At 64.2% G+C, this 22649-nt stretch carries 18 protein-coding genes; 13 read left to right on the top strand and 5 right to left on the bottom strand.

Annotated elements, in window-relative coordinates:
* Positions 1-3: 3 nt before the first annotated feature.
* From N416_RS0113955 to N416_RS0113945, 3 genes are read right to left on the bottom strand one after another with little or no spacing between them, the layout of a single operon-like run.
* Complete coding sequence (locus N416_RS0113955) at positions 4-1095, bottom strand: PE-PPE domain-containing protein (RefSeq protein WP_024442724.1); 1092 nt, start codon at positions 1093-1095, stop codon at positions 4-6.
* A gap of 52 nt (positions 1096-1147) precedes the next feature.
* On the bottom strand, positions 1148-1825 hold the full coding sequence (locus N416_RS0113950) for a GAP family protein (RefSeq protein WP_024442723.1): 678 nt from the start codon (positions 1823-1825) through the stop codon (positions 1148-1150).
* A 33-nt stretch (positions 1826-1858) separates the two neighbouring features.
* The gene (locus N416_RS0113945; RefSeq protein ID WP_024442722.1) at positions 1859-3598 is read right to left on the bottom strand and encodes an AMP-binding protein; all 1740 of its coding nucleotides are present in this window, start codon (positions 3596-3598) and stop codon (positions 1859-1861) included.
* A 183-nt stretch (positions 3599-3781) separates the two neighbouring features.
* Between N416_RS0113945 and rpsF the strand changes: the two genes are divergently transcribed.
* The 10 genes from rpsF (at position 3782) to N416_RS0113895 (ending at position 14888) form a co-directional block, all read left to right on the top strand.
* Entirely contained in the window at positions 3782-4072 is a 291-nt protein-coding gene (gene rpsF / locus N416_RS0113940; protein ID WP_024442721.1) for a 30S ribosomal protein S6, read from the top strand.
* A 77-nt stretch (positions 4073-4149) separates the two neighbouring features.
* Positions 4150-4668: a single-stranded DNA-binding protein gene (locus N416_RS0113935; protein ID WP_024442720.1), complete on the top strand. Its 519-nt coding sequence runs from the start codon at positions 4150-4152 to the stop codon at positions 4666-4668.
* A 33-nt stretch (positions 4669-4701) separates the two neighbouring features.
* Positions 4702-4956 (top strand): 30S ribosomal protein S18, encoded by a 255-nt coding sequence (gene rpsR / locus N416_RS0113930; RefSeq protein WP_024442719.1) that lies wholly within the window; start codon positions 4702-4704, stop codon positions 4954-4956.
* 33 nt (positions 4957-4989) lie between these two features.
* A complete protein-coding gene (gene rplI / locus N416_RS0113925; protein ID WP_024442718.1) occupies positions 4990-5448 on the top strand; it encodes a 50S ribosomal protein L9 in 459 nt (152 codons plus the stop codon).
* Between the two features lie 483 nt (positions 5449-5931).
* Positions 5932-7308, top strand: coding sequence for a replicative DNA helicase (gene dnaB / locus N416_RS0113920; protein WP_024442717.1), 1377 nt, complete (start codon positions 5932-5934; stop codon positions 7306-7308).
* A gap of 147 nt (positions 7309-7455) precedes the next feature.
* Complete coding sequence (locus tag N416_RS0113915) at positions 7456-7803, top strand: helix-turn-helix transcriptional regulator (protein WP_196805141.1); 348 nt, start codon at positions 7456-7458, stop codon at positions 7801-7803.
* Positions 7804-8636: 833 nt separating this feature from the next.
* Complete coding sequence (locus N416_RS0113910; RefSeq protein ID WP_024442715.1) at positions 8637-9344, top strand: TnsA-like heteromeric transposase endonuclease subunit; 708 nt, start codon at positions 8637-8639, stop codon at positions 9342-9344.
* Positions 9341-11485, top strand: coding sequence for a Mu transposase C-terminal domain-containing protein (locus tag N416_RS0113905; protein ID WP_024442714.1), 2145 nt, complete (start codon positions 9341-9343; stop codon positions 11483-11485). The genes N416_RS0113910 and N416_RS0113905 overlap by 4 nt, the downstream gene beginning before the upstream one ends.
* Positions 11482-12606: a TniB family NTP-binding protein gene (locus N416_RS0113900; protein WP_024442713.1), complete on the top strand. Its 1125-nt coding sequence runs from the start codon at positions 11482-11484 to the stop codon at positions 12604-12606. Before N416_RS0113905 ends, N416_RS0113900 begins: the two co-directional genes overlap by 4 nt.
* Positions 12603-14888, top strand: a complete 2286-nt coding sequence (locus N416_RS0113895; RefSeq protein ID WP_081654573.1) for a TniQ family protein — start codon at positions 12603-12605, stop codon at positions 14886-14888. Before N416_RS0113900 ends, N416_RS0113895 begins: the two co-directional genes overlap by 4 nt.
* Positions 14889-14919: 31 nt before the next feature.
* On the opposite strand, the gene N416_RS0113890 is transcribed toward N416_RS0113895, so the two are convergent.
* A complete protein-coding gene (locus N416_RS0113890; protein WP_024442711.1) occupies positions 14920-15249 on the bottom strand; it encodes an antitoxin Xre/MbcA/ParS toxin-binding domain-containing protein in 330 nt (109 codons plus the stop codon).
* Positions 15250-15312: 63 nt separating this feature from the next.
* Positions 15313-16380, bottom strand: a complete 1068-nt coding sequence (locus N416_RS0113885; RefSeq protein WP_024442710.1) for a hypothetical protein — start codon at positions 16378-16380, stop codon at positions 15313-15315.
* 108 nt (positions 16381-16488) lie between these two features.
* Here N416_RS0113885 and N416_RS0113880 point away from each other — a divergent pair, with 108 nt between their 5' ends.
* Genes N416_RS0113880 through N416_RS0113870 form a run of 3 tightly spaced genes read left to right on the top strand, consistent with a single transcriptional unit; the run spans position 16489 to position 22610 of the window.
* Positions 16489-18225, top strand: a complete 1737-nt coding sequence (locus tag N416_RS0113880; RefSeq protein ID WP_024442709.1) for a class I SAM-dependent DNA methyltransferase — start codon at positions 16489-16491, stop codon at positions 18223-18225.
* Positions 18222-19496, top strand: coding sequence for a restriction endonuclease subunit S (locus tag N416_RS21685; protein ID WP_081654572.1), 1275 nt, complete (start codon positions 18222-18224; stop codon positions 19494-19496). The genes N416_RS0113880 and N416_RS21685 overlap by 4 nt, the downstream gene beginning before the upstream one ends.
* Positions 19497-19499: 3 nt before the next feature.
* Entirely contained in the window at positions 19500-22610 is a 3111-nt protein-coding gene (locus N416_RS0113870) for a type I restriction endonuclease subunit R (RefSeq protein WP_024442708.1), read from the top strand.
* Positions 22611-22649 lie beyond the last annotated feature (39 nt).

Here is a 22649-nt window from a genome sequence, read left to right as displayed (position 1 = left end):
GGGTCAGCCGGTGAATCCGAAGAAGCTGCGAAGCTTGCCGACGGTGTCGTCGACAGCGCTGTTGGTCTCCGGTCCCAGAACCTGCACCACGTCCATCCCGGCCGGGTGGACTGAAATGGGTCGGGTAGCGGGGTCGTCATTGCGGGAGTAGCCGGCGTCGACCTGCGGCTGCAGGAAGGCGTCGAGCTGGTCGACCACGTCGTCGGGTACGCCGGCGAAGCGTAGCGGCAGGGTCAGCGGCAGGTGATTGATCGGGATGAAGTACGACGTCGTCGTCGCGCCCCGGGAATTGACGGTGGACCGGATGTTCTGGGCGGGCACGTCGGCGGGCGTGGTGAAGGCAGCAGGCGTGTGCACGATGGCGGCGCCGATGAGCGCATTGGCTACCGACCACAGGTTCTCGGGCCGATCCGGGAAGTCGGCCATGCCGTCGTAGGCAGCGACCACCCGATTGGAGTCATACTGGCTCTCCACTTCCGGGGGCATGGTGTAGTCCTCGAGTGGTAGACGGCTGCCCGGTGGGAAGAGTCCGGAGAGAAAGCTCTTCCCGAAAGCGTGCTTTCCCATGGGGGAGCCGAACGTCGAGAACTGCAGCATGTGTGGCGGCGGCGCACTGGGGTCGTTGGCGAGCCGGACCTGCTCCTTGTCCAGCGCCATGGTGCCCTGCGACAACCCGACAACGGCGGCCGGCTCATTCCCGCTGCGAATGATCGCGTCCAGGCTGTCGGTGGCCGCGTCGACAGCGGCGGCCACGGTCACGTTGTCGCGCTTGGCGTCGGGCGCGAACATGGTGGGCACCCACCGGAACATGGCGCCAGCCGGGTAGTCGATGATCTCGCGCTTCTTGTTCGGGAAATAGCCGGAGCCGGCGCGCTTGGTGTAGTCCGCCCACGGGATGCCCGGTGGTCGAGCACCGCCGACTGCGTAGACGACGTCCACATTCGACGCATCGCCCACCGGCGGCGGCGTCGGCGACGGTGCAATCCCCGGGGTATCGAGGGGACGTGCCGGAGCCGCAGTCGCGGTACTTGCACTCAACCCACTAGCCGACCCGGCGAGCAGCACCGCGAGAGCTCCGGCGACCAGTCGTTTCATCGCTAACCCCTTCAACCGTGCAGGCCCGCTGGCGGACCCGACGTCCACCTTCTCACAATCCCAGGACACCGGCAGTGCATAAGACACCGCCGACGGCGGCCAGCAGCGCTGCGACCTGGCCAGGCCGGCGTTGCCGACCCCAGTTGTGCAGCGCGGCCATGAACCTCCGGGTGGCGTCGGGTGCCACCAGGTAGGCCAGCAGCGGAATCTCGACGAGCGCGAACGCCAACACATTGAAGGTCAGCAGTGCGGCGATCTTCGTGCTGGTGGCGGCGCCGGAGGCGACGATGATCGCCATCGCGGCGAGGTAGTCCACCGAAGGCAGCGCGATACCCAAACCGGCTGTTCCCGCAACCCACAGTGACCGGCCTTTGAGCAACCGCTGGGCTCGAGCAGAGAATCCGACCGGGACCGAATCGGAACGACCCGTACGGGTCTGGCGTGGACTGGCGACCAGCACCCTGAGCACGAGAACCGCGGCGGTCAGCAGTGCCAGCGCGCCGACGATGATCTGAACGCGCGGCAGCGTCAGCCCAGAGGACTCGGTGACCGAGGGCGGCAGGAGGAACAACACCACCAGACCGCCGGTAGTCCCCATGACGAAGCCGCCGCCCAGGAACGCCATCAGCTGCAGTACCGGCCGGGGCCGGTTCAGCATCAGCAGCGTCAGACCGATGCGCACCGGCTCGATGCTGGTGGCAGCCGCCATCACCACCAGGGCTATCCACATGCGGCGACGTCGTATCGCGGGGACGCGGCCGGCTCAGCGGTCCATCCGGGTGAACTGCTGGTTCTGGTACTGCTCGACGCAGGCGGCCCGGCGAACCTTGCCGCTGGTGGTGATGGGAATCGATCCCGGCCCGACCAGCACGACATCGGCGACGGTCACTCCGTGGGTCTGGGAGATGGCTACCTGCACATCGTTTTTCAGGGTGGTCAGTCGCAGGGCGGTGTCCTCCGGGGATTCGCCACGATCGCGGACCTCGATGATGGTGACCAGGGTCTCGTCCTCGTTGACGGGAACCGCGATCGCCGCGACGCGACCGCCGCTGATCTCTTGGAGGGTGGCTTCGATGTCCTCGGGGTAGTGGTTGCGCCCGCGGATGATCAGCAGATCCTTCATGCGGCCGACGATGAACAGCTCACCCTCGGAGATGAATCCGAGGTCACCGGTCCGCAGCCAGGGGCCGCTCGGGGTGCCCTCGGACGCCCTGACCAGACTGGCCTCGAACACTTCCCGCGTCTGTTCCGGCTTGTTCCAGTAGCCGGCGGCTACGTTGGCGCCGGCCGTCCAGATCTCGCCGACGGTTCCCACCGAGCACTCGGCGCAGGTTTCGGGGTCCACGATGCGCACCGCCGGCGACTTCGGCACACCGTAGGTGAGCAGGGGCGTACCGTCCGGCGCCTCACACCGCTGCGCGCTGCCGCGCGTCAACTTCTCCGATTCGAAGTAGACGGTCTGGGGCGCGCACTCCACGTCGAGCGTGGCGACGTACAGGGTGGCCTCGGCCAACCCATACGCGGGGTGCAGCGCCCGGGCACGGAAGTTGTGGGGAGCGAATCGGTTGAGAAAGCGCTCCAAAGTCGCGGGGTGGACGCGTTCGCTGCCGCTGACGATGCCCAGCACGTCGCCCAGATCGCGGCCGGCCAGGTCCTCGTCGGTGGTCTTGCGCACCGCCAGTTCGAAGGCGAAGTTCGGCGCCGCAGAAAATGCCCGGGTGTGGCTGGCCATGGCCTGGATCCAGCGCGCCGGACGTTGCAGGAACGCCACGGGGCTGCTCAGCTCGCACCGGTAGCCGCCGAGGACCGGCGCGATGATGCCCAGGATCAAGCCCAGATCGTGGTAGAAGGGCAGCCACGACACGATCGTGGTGTCGGGCGGCGCCACCCCGTTGAACTCCGGGAAGTAGCCCGCCATGAACTGCCGGAAGTTCACCTGAAGGTTGCGGTGCGACACCATCACCCCGGCCGGAAGCCGGGTCGACCCCGAGGTGTACTGCAGGTACGCCACCCCGCCGGAGTCGACAGGCGGCTCACCCATGGCGACACTGGCGTCCAGGTCCAGGGTGTCGACAGCGACGACTGTCGCGGTGGCGTCGGCCCCGGATTCGCGCACATACTCGGCGACCAGGCCGGCGGCCCCGGCGGTGGTCAGGACGACGGACGGCGCGGTGTCGGTGAGCACGGCGCTGACCCGCTCATCATGTGCGCCGGGATGCGGCACCGGCAGGGGCACCGCGATGAATCCCGCCTGGATGGCACCGAGGAAGGCCGCGACGTAGCCGAGGCCCTGGGGGGCGAGGATGACGGCCCGGTCCCCGGCCGAGCCGTGCTGCTTGAGCTCGCGGGCCACGTTGAGGGCTCGCCGATAGACCTGTGACCAGGACAGCGTCTCCGCGACGCCCTCCCAATCCTGGTCGTAATCGGTGTAGGTGAATGCCGGCTCATCCGGGGAGAGGAAAGCCCGCTCGCGCAGCAAAGTTAATAGGGAAACATCTGACATGGCGGTGAGGCTACCGTCACAGTCCGACATGTGCCGGGCGAGCGTGAACGGGAGGACCTTGTACCTCAATTTCGCCGCGGGACCGGTCCTCCGGTAACCTAGCCCGGTTGCCGACGCAGGCGACCCTCCTGCCGTGGATACCTCCACGGCCGCACTACGACCATAGGAGGTGATGAGGTTCCCATGCGTCCATACGAAATCATGGTCATCCTTGACCCCACTCTCGACGAGCGCACCGTTGCCCCGTCCCTGGAGACGTTCCTGAACGTCATCCGTAAAGACGGCGGTTCGGTGGACAAGGTCGACATCTGGGGCAAGCGCCGCCTGGCTTACGAGATCGCCAAGCATGCCGAGGGCATCTACGCGGTCATCGACGTCAAGGCCGAGCCGGCCACCGTGTCCGAGCTCGACCGTCAGCTCAGCCTGAACGAGTCGGTGCTTCGTACCAAGGTGATGCGCACCGACAAGTCGTAGGCGACTGTCGCAGCCGTTGCGTAGGCTCATGCTGCGAATGCAGCATCAAGCGCTGACACCGATCCTAGGAGGGCCCCGTGGCTGTAGGTGACACCACGATCACCGTCGTTGGAAACCTGACCGCGGACCCGGATCTGCGGTTCACCCCCTCGGGGGCGGCGGTCGCCAACTTCACGGTGGCGTCCACCCCGCGGGTCTTTGACCGGCAGAGCAATGAGTGGAAGGACGGCGACGCGCTGTTCCTTCGGTGCAACATCTGGCGTGAGGCCGCCGAGAACGTGGCCGAGAGCCTCACCCGCGGATCGCGGGTGATCGTCACCGGGCGGCTGCGGCAGCGGTCCTTCGAGACCCGCGAGGGCGAGAAGCGCACCGTCTACGAGGTCGAGGTCGACGAGGTCGGCCCCTCGTTGCGGTACGCCACCGCCAAGATCAACAAGGTCAGCCGCGGTGGCGGCGGAGGCGGCTTCGGCGGGGGCGGCGGCATGTCAGCCCCGTCCGGCCCGTCGGGCGCGTCCGGCCCGGCCGCGGAAGACCCGTGGGGCAGTGCTCCGGCGTCCGGCTCCTTCGGTGGCGCCGACGACGAGCCGCCCTTTTAGACAAACGAACCACAGCACGAAAGAGATAGGTAGATGGCCAAATCCAACAAGCGGCGTCCGGCTCCTGAAAAGCCGATCAAGGCTCGCAAGTGCGCATTCTGCTCGAACAAGAAGCAGGTGATCGACTACAAGGACACCTCGCTGCTGCGCACCTACATCAGTGAGCGGGGCAAGATCCGCGCCCGTCGTGTGACCGGCAACTGCGTTCAGCACCAGCGCGACGTCGCGCTCGCGGTGAAGAACGCCCGCGAGGTCGCGTTGCTGCCCTTCACCTCGTCGGCGCGCTAGCCGACCACTCAATCTTGGAGAAAGTACGAAACGATGAAGCTCATTTTGACCGCTGAGGTGGACCACCTCGGAGCGGCCGGAGACACCGTCGAGGTCAAGGACGGATACGGCCGCAACTTCCTGCTCCCGCGGGGGCTGGCCATCGTCGCCACGCGCGGCGCGCAGAAGCAGGCCGACGACATCCGTCGGGCCCGCGAGACCAAGCAGGTGCGCGACCTGGACCACGCCAAGGAGCTCAAGGAAGCTCTTCAGGCGCTGGGCACGGTCACCTTGCCGGTGAAGACCTCCGGCGACTCGGGCAAGCTGTTCGGCTCGGTCACCGCGGCTGACGTGGTCGCCGCCATCAAGAAGGCCGGCGGGCCGAACCTCGACCGGCGGATCGTCCGGCTGCCCAAGGCCCACATCAAGGCCGTCGGCAGCCACCCGGTGTCGGTGCACCTGCACCCCGACGTGAACGTCGACGTCACCCTCGACGTCGCCGCGGCAAACTAGCACATACCGCAGCAGCCCCGGCAGCGCCCTGATCGGCGCCGCCGGGGCTTTGCTGTGTTCGGACGAGGTTCCATCAGGTTAGCGCTGGCTAACTTTTAGGCCCGTGTGCATGGGTGGGGTCGTTTACTTTGATGTGGAATCGCGTCTACCTGCCTGCAAGGCAACACGCCCAAGACGGCAACCAATGACGACACGCCGAAGAGATTGTCTTCCACAATCAAAACACCCATCGCTACCGCCGCTACCTGCGGGGATAACCCGGGTTAGAAGGGCAATCCACAAGTCATCCCCACCGATCCAAACAATTGCGGGAAAGGTGTGCACACTTAATCCACACCTTTGTGAACAAGCCCGTTTTGTACGGCCGCCAGCAACGCCTACCGTCAACGCGGCACGACAGGGCGGGATGTCGGTGTCCGCTGTTAGGTTGCGGCATCAACGTCGAAAAGACGTTCGAGTGTGCCGGTGGAGAAGGTGGGGCGCATGGCGGTAGTCGACGACCGTGGTCATTCTGAGCTTGAGGAGCCGCCACGCGAGGACGTGGGCCGCCAGCCACCCCAGGATCTCGCCGCAGAGCAGTCGGTGCTCGGGGGCATGCTGCTGAGCAAGGACGCCATCGCCGACGTGCTGGAGCGGCTGCGGCCGGCTGACTTCTACCGCCCGGTGCACCAGAACATCTACGACGCGATCCTGGACCTCTACGGGCGCGGAGAGCCGGCCGACGCGGTGACTGTGGCGGCCGAGCTGGACCGCCGCGGCCTGCTGCGCCGGGTGGGCGGCGCCCCATACCTGCACACGCTGATCTCCACGGTGCCGACCGCGGCCAACGCCGGCTACTACGCCACGATCGTCGCGGAGAAGGCGATCCTGCGCCGGCTGGTGGAGGCCGGTACCCGAGTGGTGCAGTACGGATACGCCGGTGCTGAGGGCGCCGATGTCGCCGAGATCGTCGACCGGGCCCAGGCCGAGATCTATGAGGTGGCCGAACGGCGCAGCTCCGAGGACTTCGTACCGCTGGAAGACCTGCTGCAGCCGACCATGGACGAGATCGACGCGATCGCCTCGCACGGCGGTATCGCGCGCGGTGTGCCGACCGGCTTCACCGACCTCGACGAGGTGACCAACGGGCTGCACCCGGGACAGATGATCATCATTGCGGCGCGGCCCGGTATGGGGAAGTCCACACTGGCACTTGACTTCATGCGGTCGTGCTCGATCAAGAACCGGATGGCCAGCGTCATCTTTTCGCTGGAAATGAGCAAGTCCGAGATCGTCATGCGACTGCTCTCCGCTGAAGCCAAGATCAAACTCGGCGACATGCGCTCGGGACGGATGACAGACGACGACTGGACCCGGCTGGCGCGGCGGATGAGTGAGATCAGCGAGGCCCCGCTCTACATCGACGATTCGCCGAACCTGACCATGATGGAGATCCGCGCCAAAGCCCGCCGGCTCAAGCAGAAGGCCGACCTGCGACTGGTGGCGGTCGACTACATGCAGCTGATGACCTCCGGCAAGAAGGTCGAGTCGCGCCAGCAGGAGGTCTCGGAATTCTCCCGGAATCTCAAGCTGCTGGCCAAGGAGCTCGAAGTGCCGGTGATCGCGCTGAGCCAGCTCAACCGTGGGCCCGAGCAGCGCACAGACAAGAAGCCCATGCTGGCAGACCTCCGCGAAAGTGGAAGTTTGGAGCAAGACGCGGACATGGTTATACTTTTGCATCGCCCGGATGCTTTTGAACGGGACGACCCGCGGGGCGGCGAGGCGGACCTGATCTTGGCCAAGCACCGTAACGGTCCGACCAAAACGGTGACCGTAGCGCACCAGCTGCACTTGTCGCGGTTTACGAACATGGCGCACTGAGAAGCTACCAATTTGTAGGGTCTCACCGCTGGTGTCACTTTCTCAGCGGTGGTGTCACCTCCGTGTCACCTGTCTCAACCCGTGTCATGCGGGTGGGGGTATCGGGAAAACGTGATAGCCGATTAGCTATCGTGGGGTATGGCGAGAATGGGGCCCGCGCGAATTGGTCATGTCGAGCGGCTTGCGGGAAATCTGTTGAAGGTGGCCCGGAGTCAGTTCGGTGTATCGCAGCGCCAGCTCGCCGAACTGGCTGGCGTGCCGCAGTCGACGATCGCCCGTATCGAATCAGGGACTCGGCAGCCGTCACTGCCTGTGCTGGCGCGCATCCTGGCTGCGGTCGACCTCGAAATCAGGATCAACCTGGCTCCCTACGAGGGTCACGATGACGTACTTGATGCCACTGACGCACGTCTGACGCCGGACCAGTTGGCCCGGCGGCGCGCTGATCAAGAAGCCTTTGCGGTTGCTCTCCGGGACGAGGTCGACGACCTATGAAGCGGGGAGGAACATCTCGACGAGTTGTCCGTTGACGTCCCCGTACGGCAGCCGCCTCGCCTCGACCCATGTTGTGATGAACCTCACAATCTGTGGTGTCGCTGTTGCGGGTTCCGCAACTTTGCCGATCGCGGCGGGAGTGTCCAGGGCTTTTGCCGCTAATTAAACAGCGACGTGACCGCCTGCGTGTTCACGGATTGTGTAGGGCTGATCGACGGCGTCGGTTGTGATGCAGCAGAGCGGCGAGACTTTCTGTCCTGCAGGGTGTTTGATACCGGTATAGCGTCGGCGAAACGCCGTCATCCCGCCGAATTCGGAACGGGTGTACAGCGGAAGGGGGTGCCCATGGATCGCCCAGAGCTTGGAGTTCGGGACAGAGTTCGTGTGGAGTTTCGGCTTCCGCGTGCGTCCGCTGAGGCTGCTTATCGGTGCGCTCGTGAGTGGAACGTGTCGTTGTCAGAAGCCGGTGCCAGGCTCATCGACCTGGGTTACGAACGGATGGCCGGCAAGGCAGCTATTTCCGAAATCGCAGGGGCGCCAATACATGGCGAACCGTTTGCGGGCAGTCAAGGCGAAGCCAACGGAGGGCCGACAAGACGGGACTGACCTGATGTTGTCGCGCTGACAACACCCGAGAAATGCCGAAGGCCGGGCGGGCACCCGGCCTTCGGTAGCGGTACACGTACCGCCATTCACCTCAATCCCCATGCGAAGGGACTTTCATGAGTTCAACTTATCCGACCGCGCTTGTCAAGACGGGGTCGCCTGTGCCGACCTGTCGGGCGGGCGCACACACGCCTGAGCTGCCTACCCAGGTTGATCGACGTGCCGCCGTGATCTCGTTTCGTACGACCACAGACGATCAGATCCAGACCGCTGATTGGGTGGATGCCGCTGTGGTGCTCTCGGCACCGTTGGCCCCGTGGCGGACCTTCCGGTGGTGGTATGGCCAGCAGCACTACTCGGGAACCTACTGGGCGAAGACTCAGAACGACCACGTCATCTACGAGTCCCGCCTGGAACTGGCACGGTTGCTCTACGCCGATTTCGAACCGTCAGTCACCTCCATTGCGGCCCAACCATTTCTGATCGAAGCCGATGTCGACGGCAAACGGCGCCGACACATCCCTGACTTTCTACTCAGTACCCGAAACGGCCCGATTGTCGTCGACGTCAAGCCACGTCAAAGCGTGGCCGTTCCCAAAGTCGCTTACACCCTGGCCTGGACGCGCCACCTCATCGAGGACCTGGGATGGGACTACGAGGTGTGGAGCGAACCACCACCTGTTGAGCTGAACAACATTCGGTTCCTGGCCGGCTACCGTGATGAGCGACGGATCAATAGGGACGTCCTGGACGCCGTGAGCCGCCTCGACGTCGAGGGCCTCACTATTGAACAGGCGCTCACAGCTCATGCTGGCCTACCTGTTCCACTGGTGCGGCCCGCTCTGTGTCATCTGTTGTGGTCCGGGGCCATTGCCACCGACCTGGATGCACCTCTGCAATCGACTGCTGTCCTACGCAAAGGGCCGAACTCATGATGGGACGCCTCCGCATCGGCCCGGGCAGCCGACTGAGCTTTTATGGCGAGCTGATCGAGATCGTGGAAATCCGCACAGGATTCGGTGGTAACAGCGCAATCGTCAAAACGGTTGGTACGGTGCGGATTCGCCGCATTGCTTTGAGCGCACTTCTGGCCTACCGTCACGACCACCCCCACGACGAGCCCAACGAATCCGGGTCATCAGACTGCCTGGAGGATGTGGCCGCCACGATCCTGGCGGTGATCAGTGAGTCGGAACGCGTCAGGATCCGGGACTGCGCTGCTCACATCCGCGAGGTCCTCACCGGATACCGCGGTGGCAGCGCAGAAGCGGGTGAAAAGGGTGAGCCCCGGCCGGAGTACGACCCCGCCCTGCCGCAGACAGTCAGGTACAAGGCAAAGGCAGCTGAGCTCGGTGTCAAACTGCGCACCATTCAGCGGATGGTGGCCGCATTCCGGCAGCACGGGGAGGCAGGGCTCGTCCAAAGCAAGCAGGTGCGGGTTCGCAATCTACCCAGGGTTGACGACCGGTGGCGCGAGGCCGCCATCGAGGTCATGGTGGAACATGTCGATCAATCCCGGCCCTCGCAGACCGCGGTAATCAAGCATGCTAACGCCCGTGTCATGGCCCGCTACGGTCCCGATGCCGTACCAATCCCAAGTCGCGCGAGCGCATTTCGCGTCTTGACTGTCCTCGAAGCGAAGTACGCGACCTTTCGGCTTAGCACCAAACGTAACCGGGATATTGCTGAACGAAATCCGGGAACCTATGGGAAATTGCGACCGACTCGGCCAGGTGAATACCTGCTGATGGATACCACCCGACTCGATGTCTTCGCGATGGATCCCCTCACCCTGCGGTGGACCCAAGTGGAGCTCACCGTGGGCATGGATTGGTACACCCGTTGCATCACCGGTCTGCGCTTGACACCGGTGTCGACGAAGTCGGTGGACGCCGCGACGGTGCTATACCAGTGCTACCGGCCGCCGGCCGCACCCGCCAGCTGGCCCAAAGAAGCGACCTGGCCCGAACACGGCATCCCTCGATCGGTGCTGCTTGACGTCGATGCGATCGACCGTGACGGCACCCGCGCCGCTGGGCCGGTGATCGTTCCCGAAAGCCTGATTGTCGACCACGGCAAAATCTACGTCTCCGAGCACCTGACGAGTGTGTGCCAACGCATGCGGATCTCGATCCAACCCGCACGATTGCGTATGGGGCGTGACAAGGGTCCCGTCGAACGGTTCTTCCTCACTATTAGACAAGACCTGCTCCAGTACCTCCCCGGCTATAAAGGCCCGGATGTCCATTCCCGCGGCCTGGCCCCGGAAGATGAGGCGCACTTCTACATCGATGAACTCGAAGCGATCATCCGAGAGTGGATTGCGGTGGTGTACCACCGACGCCCTCACGATGGACTGGTCGAGCCAGGACTTCCAGGATTGGACCTGTCCCCGGCGACCATGTTCGAGCACGGTCTTGCCCGCGCCGGCTACATCGAGGCCCCGCAAGACCCCGATCTTGCCTACGAGTTCCTCGCCGTCGAGAAGCGCACCATCCAGCACTACGGCGTCGAGATCCGTCTCCGCCGATACAACGGGCCATCCCTCGACCTCTATCGCAACGAACGCAGCCCCTACCCCGGTGGGCTATGGCCCGTCCATCACCACCCCGATGACATCTCTCGCGTCTACTTTCGTGATCCGCACAACCGGACGTGGCACACCCTGATGTGGGAGCACGCCGGCATGCTCAAGGCACCCTTCGGCGAGGACACACTTGCCTTCGGCCGGCGACTGGCAAGGAAGCATTGCACCTATCCGAACGACCAACTCGCGATGGAACTGCTGCTGGAACGGTGGAACCTCGGGCTGGGCAAAACCCCAACCGAACGGCGCCTGGCGCTGCGCCAATCCCGACAAGACGAACTGCTCTGTGCTACAACCGATAGCCCGCAAGAGTCGGTTCGGAGCCTGTCCTCCCTGAAACAGGCATTGCCTGACGAGGTAACAGGCGGTCGGGGCGCGGAAGCCCCCGACTGCCACCGCGCTGAACCGCCAGCTGACGACGAGTGCGGAGACGATGACAGCAGCGATGACCCTGACGACTTCTACGCCACCGCATGGGAGGACGCATGACTGCCGCGGTGCAGCCGCCGCCACACCCGGCGAACCTGGACAATCTCACGTTGGCGCGCAACGAAGGATTCTTCGCTTTCGCCGAAGCCCCGGTGCTGACCCGTCCCGAACCGCTGACCCGTGCAGGGATCAAGGCACTCGGCGAGGCCGCGCTGATGGACTACAACGCCCAACGACGCACCTGGCATGCCAACCTCGGACCCTTGCGGACACCGCAACTCGCTGAGCTGCACGAACAACTCTGGGACATCGTCGACAGCAACCATCAAACCGGCGACAAACCCAAAAGTGCTGTCGCCATTGACGGATTCCCCGGCTTGGGTAAGACCACCGCAGCCCTGGCCTTCGCCCGCGACTTTCACCGCCGCGAAATCACCGAACGCGGATCGGCAACGCCAGGAGGGCACCGGCGAATCCCCGTGTGTCGGGTGGGACTGACCGGCAACACGGGCATGGTCGATTTCAACCGAGCGATGCTCGACTACTTCGGGCACCCCGGCACCCATCGCGGGACCGCCGCGCAGCTGGCCCACCGAGCCCTGGACTGCGTACTGGCCTGCCAGACCCGCCTGTTGATGATCGACGACCTGCACTTCCTGCGCTGGCGCAACACCCAGGGTGTGGAGATCAGCAACCACTTCAAATACATCGCCAACGAATTCCCGGTCACCATCATCTACATCGGCGTTGGGCTGACCAAGCACGGGCTGTTCTCGGAGGGATCGTCCTACCAGGATGCGATCATCGCCCAAACGGGAAGGCGTACAACAAAGCTCGGCATGGACGCATTCACCGTGAAAACCAAGGCAGAGCGCAAACGATGGCGTGATCTCCTGTTGACCCTGGAGCAGCGGATTGTCCTGGCCGACAGTCACCCGGGCATGATCGCCGATGAGCTCTCCGACTACCTCTATGCCCGATCCACCGGGCATATTGGATCACTGATCACGCTGATCAACCGAAGTTGCCAACGCGCCGTGCGCACCGGGGCCGAACGGCTCACCCAAGACCTACTCGACCGGGTGAAGAACGACGAAGCCTCAGAGAAAGCCCGCCAGGAACTGCAGTCCGCCCTGCAAGCGGGCAAGCTCACCACACGAGTCAGCGTGCGAGCGTCATGAGCGACATCCGACGCATCCCCATCAACGTCGACCCGATCGCAGGCGAAGCACTCGACTCCTGGTTGGAAGCACTCGCGCACCGAACCCAGACCAGCTGGGGGGATCTTGTAGCGGCTATCGGTCTCGATGGATGGACCCCCCACTGGGTCCCCCGGTGGATGGTGCATCTGACACCGGATCAATGTCATGCGCTGACCACAGCGACGACCGTCGACTCAGCAAGCATTCGAGCAATGACGTTGTCGCACTTTGAAGGCCGCGCCCTGGCAACTGACACCGCCACCGGTGGGCTCGACAGAACCTATCCTTGGGGCCCGCGGGCCGGCTCACGCTACTGTCCGCACTGCCTCGCTGAATCCGGTGGTCGTTGGCAGTTGGCCTGGCGGCTGGGATGGACGTTTGCCTGCCTCAAGCACAGCTGCCTGCTGGTCGATGCCTGCCCAGCCTGCATGACCCGGCCCCGAAGTCGACAGCTATGGAGCAGGTCCATTCCATCACCGGGCTACTGCGCAGCTCCAGCCGAAAACCGCACAGCCAGGGATGAGCGCTGCGGTGCCGACCTGACCACAGCCAAAGCCCTCACCTTCGACGACGAACATCATGGCATCCTGTCCGCCCAACGCCGGATCAACGAGATCATCACCGCCGACATCATCAACAGCGGTGTGTACGCGTGCGACCCACAATCAGCGGCCAGCGTCCTTGCCGATATCCGAGCAATCGCCATCCGGGCGCTCACCTATGCAAGCCCGTCGGAACTCGAACCGATCATCGGCACTGACCTGCTGACCGCGTATCAGCAAGACCATCCCCATCTACCGACCGCACGTAACCGCAGCCCGACCAAGAAACTTGCCTTTCAGGTGCCCGAGGCAGTGAGCCTGACCGCAGTGGGAGTCATTACTGCCCTGCACTGTCTGGAACAACCAGATGTACCAACCGCCGGACAGTCGCTGAGGTGGTTGATCACCGCGATGCGCTCACGCCGCGCCCACCCATGCACTACGCATCTACTGTGGACCGGCGGTGTTTCTGGCGCGGTGCAGCTTGCCGCACTTGGCCCGAGCCTCAAACCCAGCGATCAACTGCGATACCGAACCGTCAGCAGCTGGCCGGCAATCCCGAAACGGAATCTAGCCGACCTCGACGAGCAGATCGATCAACTGCCGACCTCACTGTGGCAGAACGTCGCCCTGCGACTATCCATACCTGGAAGTCATCTGCGGCAGCTGCGACCCGCGCTATCGGTCGCAGTCCTGCTCGTCGACACCAAGACCAAACTCGGTCCGCTCACCCGCCGACTCAACAGCCCACTCGACGACCATGCCGTCTCACGCGTTCTCCAACTGCTCAACAAACACCCCGACTGGACGGATATCAGCAAGGCAATCGACGCCCTCGCCGAAAATCTCGCCGGCGCAACAGTCCCGATCGACTACTCGCGGCGCCGCCGTCTCAACTACGACAACCTGCTGCCCGACGACACCTGGCAGCGCATCTGCCGCGAAACCGGGGCCACCAGCCGCGGGTCGGCCCGCGCCCAAGTGGCCCGGTTCTATTTACAAGAGCGCATCTCCGGTATGCCTATCAGCGGCCAGAGCATCTGCCCCGCCCTACGGACCAAAATCGCCGACTTCCCCTATTATCTCACCCCGGAACTCAGCGACGCACTCGACGACCATGCACTGGAATTCCTTGCCGAGCAAGGCGTCCGGGCCGAACCGGTGCACTACGAGCCGGACACAGACTTCCTGGGGGGCTTACGTCTGCCGGGCCAGAACCCCGACGCCGTCGACCTCGCCGCCCTACACCGCGGCATCCAGGCGGGACTGACCATCGGCCGCGCCGCCGAAGATGCCGGCGCAGACCTTGACACGGTCCGTTACCTCCTCACCTGCCACCCAACACCTTCCGCAGCCACCGACCTCAACGCCTACCGCCGCGCCAAGGAGGCATACCCCCGCGAGGCCTTCATCGAGCGGTACGAACTCTGCGGGATGAGCCTTGCCGAGATCGCGGATCAGGCCGGCGTCAGCCGACAGACCGTCGCTCGCCTTGCCGCCGACTACCAGATCGAGACACGTAAACCCGGCAAAGCAACCAAGTACACCGTCGATGCCAATTGGCTCTACACCCAATACGTCGACCACCAACGCCCGTTACCCGACCTTGCACGTGAACGCGGCGTCAGCACGACGACCATGGCCCGGTGGGCGAAAACCTACGGCGTCCCGTTGCGACCGCGCGGAGGCGCGAGGAATAGCGCAAAGGTCGCCACATGACGCCGATGACGCAGGCAACACGCCACGGGCCTCAGGCGAAGCTCCCGGCCCGCTCATTAGCAATCGCATCGAGCAATTCGCGGGTCCGCCGACGGCGGATGAGGTCCACAGGCCGACGGTCACCAAGGTTGGGGTTCAGCCCAACGAGCCAGCGCTGAGCGTTCTCGACCGGATACAGACGCAATAGGTGCGCCATGACGAGTTCAAGAAGGTCTATGCGTTCGGCGTTGATCTCGTCGATTGCCTCGCCACGTCGCCACCGTTCGACCTGCGCTGGGTCAACGTCGAGCATTTCGGCGAGATGCTCCGACCCGAAGTCACGGACAAGCGCAGTTACCTTCTGCTGCGTGGGGACAGCCATGATTCGAATCTAGCCCTCGTCGTGGCGGCAGACGACCGGATCAGCGCCCGGCTCCCGGCCCTGCTACGCGGGCAGCGGCGTTGCCTGGTCGAGAATCTCGCGCGCGACGGCAATGGCATCGCGCGCGTCCGCTTCTGAGAGAACCGCACCTGCGTGGGTGGCAGCGTTGCGCCGTTTGATCAGCCGATCCCGGTAGTCGACAGGCAGGGTTCCGCCGCACCGCTCGATCCAATAGCAGCACAGCCGACCGAGCATCGAATTGGCGTCCAGCTCTTTGTCGACGTTCGAATGGCCGACAGCGGTGAGGTGGGCGCGGATGAGCTTGGTGACGGCGAGTTCGGCGGCCAGGCCTGCGTCGAGTGCGGCTCGTCGGTAATCGTGTCCCGCGCACAATGAGTTGGCATCGCGAAGCAGCAACCATTCCGCGGGAGGCGGCCCGTCATCTTGGGCGCGATCGATGCAGCGCTGCAGTTGCTGAGCGTCAATCGGCACATAGTTCGGCCAAACCAGACCGAACGCGTTCGAGCCGACCGGCAGGATCGCGCCAGCGCGAATGGGATGGCCATGCAGACCGTAGAGCCGCGACCAAAGCGTGGTTCCGCTGAACTTGATCCCAGGACCGGCGGCACCTAGCCGGGATAGATCCTGGCCATGCACCACTTCGATCCAAGCGCCGACCGCGGCCCACCACACCGGCACGGCTTCGGCCACTCGACGGCCGGTGTCGCGAACTGCGTCGTCGTCTCCGGCCACAACCAGTGAGATCCCGATCCGGCGGACATTGGCGGCTTTCGGAGCAGCGAACCGTCTCGCCCACGTCACTACCTGACCCCAGAAGGGCGCCAACTCAGGCCGCTGGCTCAACAGGTCCGCACGTTCTGTGTAGTGCTGCGGCGGCGCCGATAGCTCAGCTCGTGACCGATCAACACCGGCAGCGCACGGCAGCCGCACGAAGAGCGATTCTCCCGCTACGACCGCTGAGTACGCCACATCCAGTGCAGCGACGTCGACAGTGAATGGCACTGGGCACTCGTAGTACCCCTCGACCACACGCGTCTCAACTTCCGGCACGAACCGAGCGTAGGCGGCGGCGCTCGTCAGCAGGGCTCCATCAGTTCGAACGAACGGCATGACGGCAGCCCAGATCGAGCGGCCTCGCCGACCAGCCGCGAGCCCTTCCCGCTGTCGATAAAGTTCCTCTGACAGGCGTGGATGCAGGACCGTCAAGGGAGATCGGGTTTGAGCAAGCTGGGCAACTTCGTGTGGGGAATCGCCGATCAGCTCCGCGGTGTGTACAAGCCGCATCAGTATGGGGGCGTGATCCTGCCGTTCACGATCCTGCGTCGCCTGGACTGCGTGGTCGAACCCACCCGCGACGAGGTGCGGACCCTCGCCGAGAAGTACGCCGGCGGAGCCCTGGACGTGCAGGTCAAGCGCAAGACCGGCCTGACCTTCTACAACACCAGCGCCTTCGACTTCAAGACCCTGCTGGAGGACCCGGAGGGCCTGCGCGCGAACCTGATGGACTACATCACCGGGTTCTCCGCGAACATCGACGTCTTCGAGCGGTTCAAGTTCGAGAACGAGCTGGCCACCCTGGACGAGAAAAACCGCCTGTACCTGGTGACCTCGCAGTTCGCCGAGGTGGACCTACACCCCGATGTGATGTCGAACGCCGAGATGGGCGACCTGTTCGAGTTCTTGATCTACAAGTTCGCGGAGGCCTCCAACGAAGAGGCCGGCGAGCACTACACCCCGCGCGATGCGATCCGGCTGATGGTGGATCTGCTGTTCGCGGAGGAGAGCGCGGCTCTGCTCGAAGCGGGCACGGTGCGCACCATCTACGACCCGACCGCTGGAACCGGCGGGATGCTGTCCGTCGCGGAAGAGCGGCTACTGGAACGCAACCCGGAGGCGCGGCTGCGGCTGTACGGGCAGGAGATCAACGACCAGTCCTACGCGATCTGCAAGTCCGACATGATCGCCAAGGGCCAGGACGCCGGGAACATCAAGCTCGGCGACACCCTGGCCGACGACCTGTTCTTCGACCGCACCTTCGACTTCTGTATGTCCAACCCGCCCTACGGCGTGGACTGGAAGGCCTCGCAGGAATCGGTGAAAAAGGAGGCACTGGCACAGAATTCACGTTTCTCGCACGGGCTGCCGGCGATCGGCGACGGTCAGATGCTGTTCTTGTCACATCTGGCGTCGAAGATGCGGCAGGCACACGACGGTGGCGGGCGGGCAGGGATCGTTCTCAACGGCTCGCCGCTGTTCAACGGCGCCGCCGAGTCTGGCCCGTCGCGGATCCGGCAGTGGCTCCTAGAGTCCGATCTGGTGGAGGCGATCGTCGCGCTGCCGACGAACATGTTCTTCAACACCGGCATCGCCACCTACATCTGGATCTTGGATAACACGAAGCGTCCGGAGCGGGTCGGCAAGGTGCAGTTGATCGACGCCACCTCGTTCTGGACCAAGATGCGCAAGAGCCTCGGTGCGAAAAGCCGCGAGCTCGACGCCGACGCGCGCGACCGCATCATGAGCCTGTACGACGCGTTCGACGAGGCCGATCCCGAATACTCGAAAGTGTTCACCGCCAGCGACTTCGCGTACTGGACGGTCACGGTCGAGCGGCCGCTGCTGACCGAGACCGGGAAGGTGTCGACGGACCGCAAGGGTAACCCGAAGCCGGACTCTAAGCTGCGCGACACCGAAAACATCCCGTTCACCTACGGCGGCAACACCGCCGGGGATGCGGGTCGAGCGGCGACGATCAAAGCGTACTTCGACGCCGAGGTGCTGCCGCATGTGCCGGACGCCTGGGTCGACACCGCCAAGACGAAGGTGGGCTACGAGATCCCGTTCACCCGGCACTTCTACAAGTACATTCCGCCCCGCCCCCTCGCCGAGATCGACGCGGACCTAGAGAAGCAGGTCGCGAGGATCATGGACCTGCTGCGCGAGGTGGAGGGATGAGCAGGACCTCAGACAGGTCTATGCGCGCGAGCAGCCTGGAATGGCTGGAAGACCTCCCCGCCGAATGGGACGAATGTGAGATCGGCCGTGTGGTCTACGTCCGTGCCCGGTTGGGCTGGAAGGGTCTGACCGCCAGCGAATACGTAGACGACGGCATCCCGATGCTCGCCACCCCAGACATCAAGACATCCTCGATCGACTACATGGCGGCGAACAAGATCTCCGTCGACCGCTACGAGGAGTCGCCGGAGATCATGCTTGCGACTGGTGACGTGCTGCTAACCAAAGACGGCTCAACGATCGGCACGGTGAATGTCGTCCGTGATATGCCGGGGCCGGCCACGGTGAACGGCTCGATCGCCGTTCTTACACCACGGCGTGAACTTGACGGCCGCTATCTCTACTGGTTCATCGCGAGTTCTTACGCGCAAGCGACGTTCGACCGCCTACGTGGTGGGATGGGGGTGCCTCATCTCTTCCAGAGAGATATCAATCGCATCAAGTTCCCGTTGCCCCCACGGGTGCAGCAGCGGGCCATCGCCGACTTCCTGGACCGGGAGACGGCCCGGACCGACACGCTCATCGAGGAGCAGACGCGACTCATAGACCTGCTGCGGGAGTGGCGCGCGTCGGTGGCTGACCAGCTCATCGGCGCCGCGGGGGCAGTGCACCCGTTGAAGCACTTCGTTGACGACGTCACCGTGGGCATCGTTGTCAACCCATCTGCGTGGTACTCAGAGGACGGGGTACCCGCCCTGCGCGGACTCAACGTCCGCCCGGGATGGATAACGACGGCTGAACTCGTACACCTGACCCAGGAGGGCGACGCGCAGCACACGAAGTCACGTCTCCGTAGCGGAGACGTGGTGGTGGTCCGCACCGGTCAAGCAGGTGCGGCGGCAGTTGTACCGCCCGAACTCGACGGGGTGAACGCTATCGACCTCCTGATCGTCCGACCCGGCTGCCGTGTCGATCCCGATTTCCTCGCCGCATACCTCAATGCCCCGTCGACGCGATCGATGGTCGCGGAAGGATCGGTAGGAGCCATCCAAGGGCACTTCAACGTCGGTTCGCTACGAGAGCTGCCATTTCCTGAGCTGCCCATGGCAGAGCAGCACCGACGAGGTGTGAAGTGGCTGGCGCAGGCGGAAGCGATCGACACCCTCATCGCGGAGACGGAGCGGTTCATCGAGCTCGCCCGCGAGCGCCGCTCCGCGCTGATCACCGCGGCGGTGACCGGGCAGATCGACGTGCGCGGAGGGTTGGCCTGAAACATGGCGCAGCACAACGAGATCGAGTTCGAGAAGGAGATCGCCGAGTACCTCGCCGCCCACGGTTGGTTGTGCTCGCGGAACGACTCCGGATACGACAAGGAGCGGGCGCTGTTCCCCGAGGACGTCCTCGGTTGGCTGGAGGCCACCCAGCCTGACCAGTTGGCGAAGGTCGTCAAGCCGGGATCGAAGGATCTGGAGAAGCAGCAGGGGCAGCTGCTGGACCGGATCGTGAAAGTCCTTGATACGCCGTTGGAGAATGGCGGTGGCACCCTGAACCTACTGCGCAAGGGGTTCTCGCACCTGGCGGCGAAACTCCAGATGTGCGTGTTCCAGCCCGAATCCACGCTGAACGCCAAGCGCAACGCCGACTACACCGCGGTGCGGCTGCGGGTGATGCGGCAGGTGCACTTCTCCACCGCAGACAACCGGTCGGTGGACCTGGTGTTCTTCGTCAACGGCCTGCCAGTCGCGACCGCCGAACTCAAGACCGACTTCACCCAGACCGTCGCCGACGCGATCACCCAGTACCGCACCTCCCGGCTCCCGAAGGACCCCGCGACCGGAAAGTGGCAGCCACTGTTCGAGTCCGGCGCCCGGGCGCTGGTGCACTTCGCGGTGTCCAACGACGAGGTGTGGATGACGACCTGCCTCATGGGCGAGAAGACGCACTTCCTGCCATTCAACCGCGGCACCGAGACCGGCGGGGCCGGAAATCCGCTGAACCCCAACGGATCGCGGACCGCCTATCTCCGGGAGCGGGTGCTGCAGCGCGATGCCTGGTTGAACATCCTCGGCCGGCTGATGTACATCAAGCACGAGAGTTCGACCGACCCGATCAGCGGCAAGACCAGCAAGTCGTCGACGCTGCGGTTCCCGCGGTTCCACCAGTGGGAAGCCGTCACCGAGCTCACCACCGCGGTCACCATCGAGGGCGTCGGGCACCGATACCTGATCCAGCACTCCGCCGGATCGGGGAAGACGGACTCGATCGCCTGGACGGCGCACCGGATGGCGCGCCTGCAGGTCGATAACGATAAGGTCTTCGACTCGGTCATCGTGGTGACCGACCGCAACGTCCTCGATGCGCAGCTGCAGGATGCGATCAAGCAGATCGACAACGATCAGGGCATCGTCGTAGCAATCGACCGGGACGAGGCGGCCAAGGCCGGCGCCTCGAAGTCGGGTCTGCTGGCGAAAGCGCTGACCGACGGCAAGCTGATTGTCGTTGTCACGATCCAGACGTTCCCGTTCGCTATGGATGAGATCCGGAAGAACAAGGGGCTCAAAGGTAAGACGTTTGCCGTTATCGCCGACGAGGCGCACTCGTCGCAGTCCGGGCAGGTCGCCGGCAAGTTGAAAGCGGTGTTGACTGCCGAGGAAATCGCGGACATCGAAGACGGCGGCGATGTTGACGTCGAAGCCGTCCTGGCCGCCGAAGCCACCGAGCGCGCCGAGTCGGCGAACATCTCCTACTTCGCGTTCACCGCCACCCCGAAAGCCAAGACACTGGAGCTGTTCGGCCGCAGGCCTTCTCCCGACGAGGCGCCGGCACCGTTTCACGTCTACACCATGAAACAGGCCATCGAGGAGGGCTACATCCTCGACGTGCTGACCGGATACCACTCGTTCAAACTGGCGTTCCAGATCGGGCAGAATGCCACGCACGCGGGCGAAGTCGATCAGGCGCAGGCCACCAAGGAGGTGATGCGCTGGGTCAAGCTCAACCCACAGACAATCACCCAGAAGGCCGCGATCATCGTCGAGCACTTCCGCGCCAATGTCGCCGACCTGCTCGACGGGCACGCCAAGGCAATGGTCGTCACCGACTCCCGCAAGGCCGCGGTGCGCTACAAGCTCGCGATCGATACCTACGTCGCGCAAAAGGGCTATCGCTACGGAACCCTGGTCGCATTCTCCGGCGTCGTGCAGGACGCCGAATCCGGTCCCGACGACTTCTCCGAGGCCACCATGAATCCCGGTGTACGCGATCTGCGGACTGCATTCCAGGGTGACCAGTACAAGGTCATGATCGTCGCCAACAAGTTCCAGACCGGATTCGACCAGCCCCTGCTGTGCGCCATGTACGTCGACAAGATCCTCTCCGGTGTCACCGCGGTACAGACCCTCTCGCGGCTCAACCGCACCTACCGCACCCCCTCGGGCGTGCCCAAGACCGCCGCGATGACCCAGGTCGTCGACTTCGTCAACGAGCCCGCGGCGATCCGGGAGGCATTCGAGCCGTACTTCACCGACGCATTCCTGGAAACCGAGACCGACCCGAACCTGGTGCACGATCTAGCGGCCAAACTCGACACCGCCGGCATCTACACCCAAGCCGAGATCGACCAGTGCGCAGGAGTATTCGTGAAAGGCAAGGGCAACAACGCCCTGGCCGCGGCGGTCGATCCCGGCAAGAAACGCTTCGCTGAGCGCTACCAAGCGGCACTGATCCACAACGGCGGTGAGGGCGACAAGGCGGCGTTGGCGGAGCTGGACATGTTCCGCAAGGACGTCGGATCGTTCGTACGCCTGTATGACTTCATGTCGCAGATCATCGACTACGGCGACCCTGGGCTGGAGAAAAGGCAGATCTACCTGCGCCACCTCGAAAGGGTCATCCAGCCCGACAACTACACCGCACCCATCGACCTAACCGACGTCGTACTCAAACAGGTCAAGCAAGTTGACCAGGGCAGAATCGATATCAGCCTGGGCGCGCGAGTCGGACTGTCCGGCGTGACCGCGGCTGGCTCTGGGGAGAAGCGAGACCCGAAAATGGTTGCCTTCCAGCAGGTCCTCGACCGGCTCAACGACCTATTCGGCTCCGAAGACTTCACCGAATCACAGCGGGTCTCGTTCCTCGAAACTCTGCTGCGGACCCTGCTCGACGACCACGCGCTGGTGCAGCAGGCAAAGGTCAACTCCGCCAAGCAGTTCATCGAATCACCCGACTTCGACGACGCCGTCACCGGTGCGGTCGCCGACAACCAAGGCGCACACGAGAAGATGAGCGACTACTTCTTCACCAACGCGCCCGGACGGACACACCTGATCTCTGACATCGCAAAATGGTTTTACACGGTGGTAGCGGAGGAGGCCGAGACCGTATAGGACAACGCCGAGCTGCCACGCGGGGCGCCAAACGCACCA

Origin of the sequence: Mycobacterium sp. UM_WGJ, assembly GCF_000455125.1 — a bacterium.
GTDB lineage: Bacteria > Actinomycetota > Actinomycetes > Mycobacteriales > Mycobacteriaceae > Mycobacterium.
The sequence above is the reverse complement of the archived record's forward strand: the minus strand, read 5'-3'. Positions and strand labels throughout refer to the sequence as shown.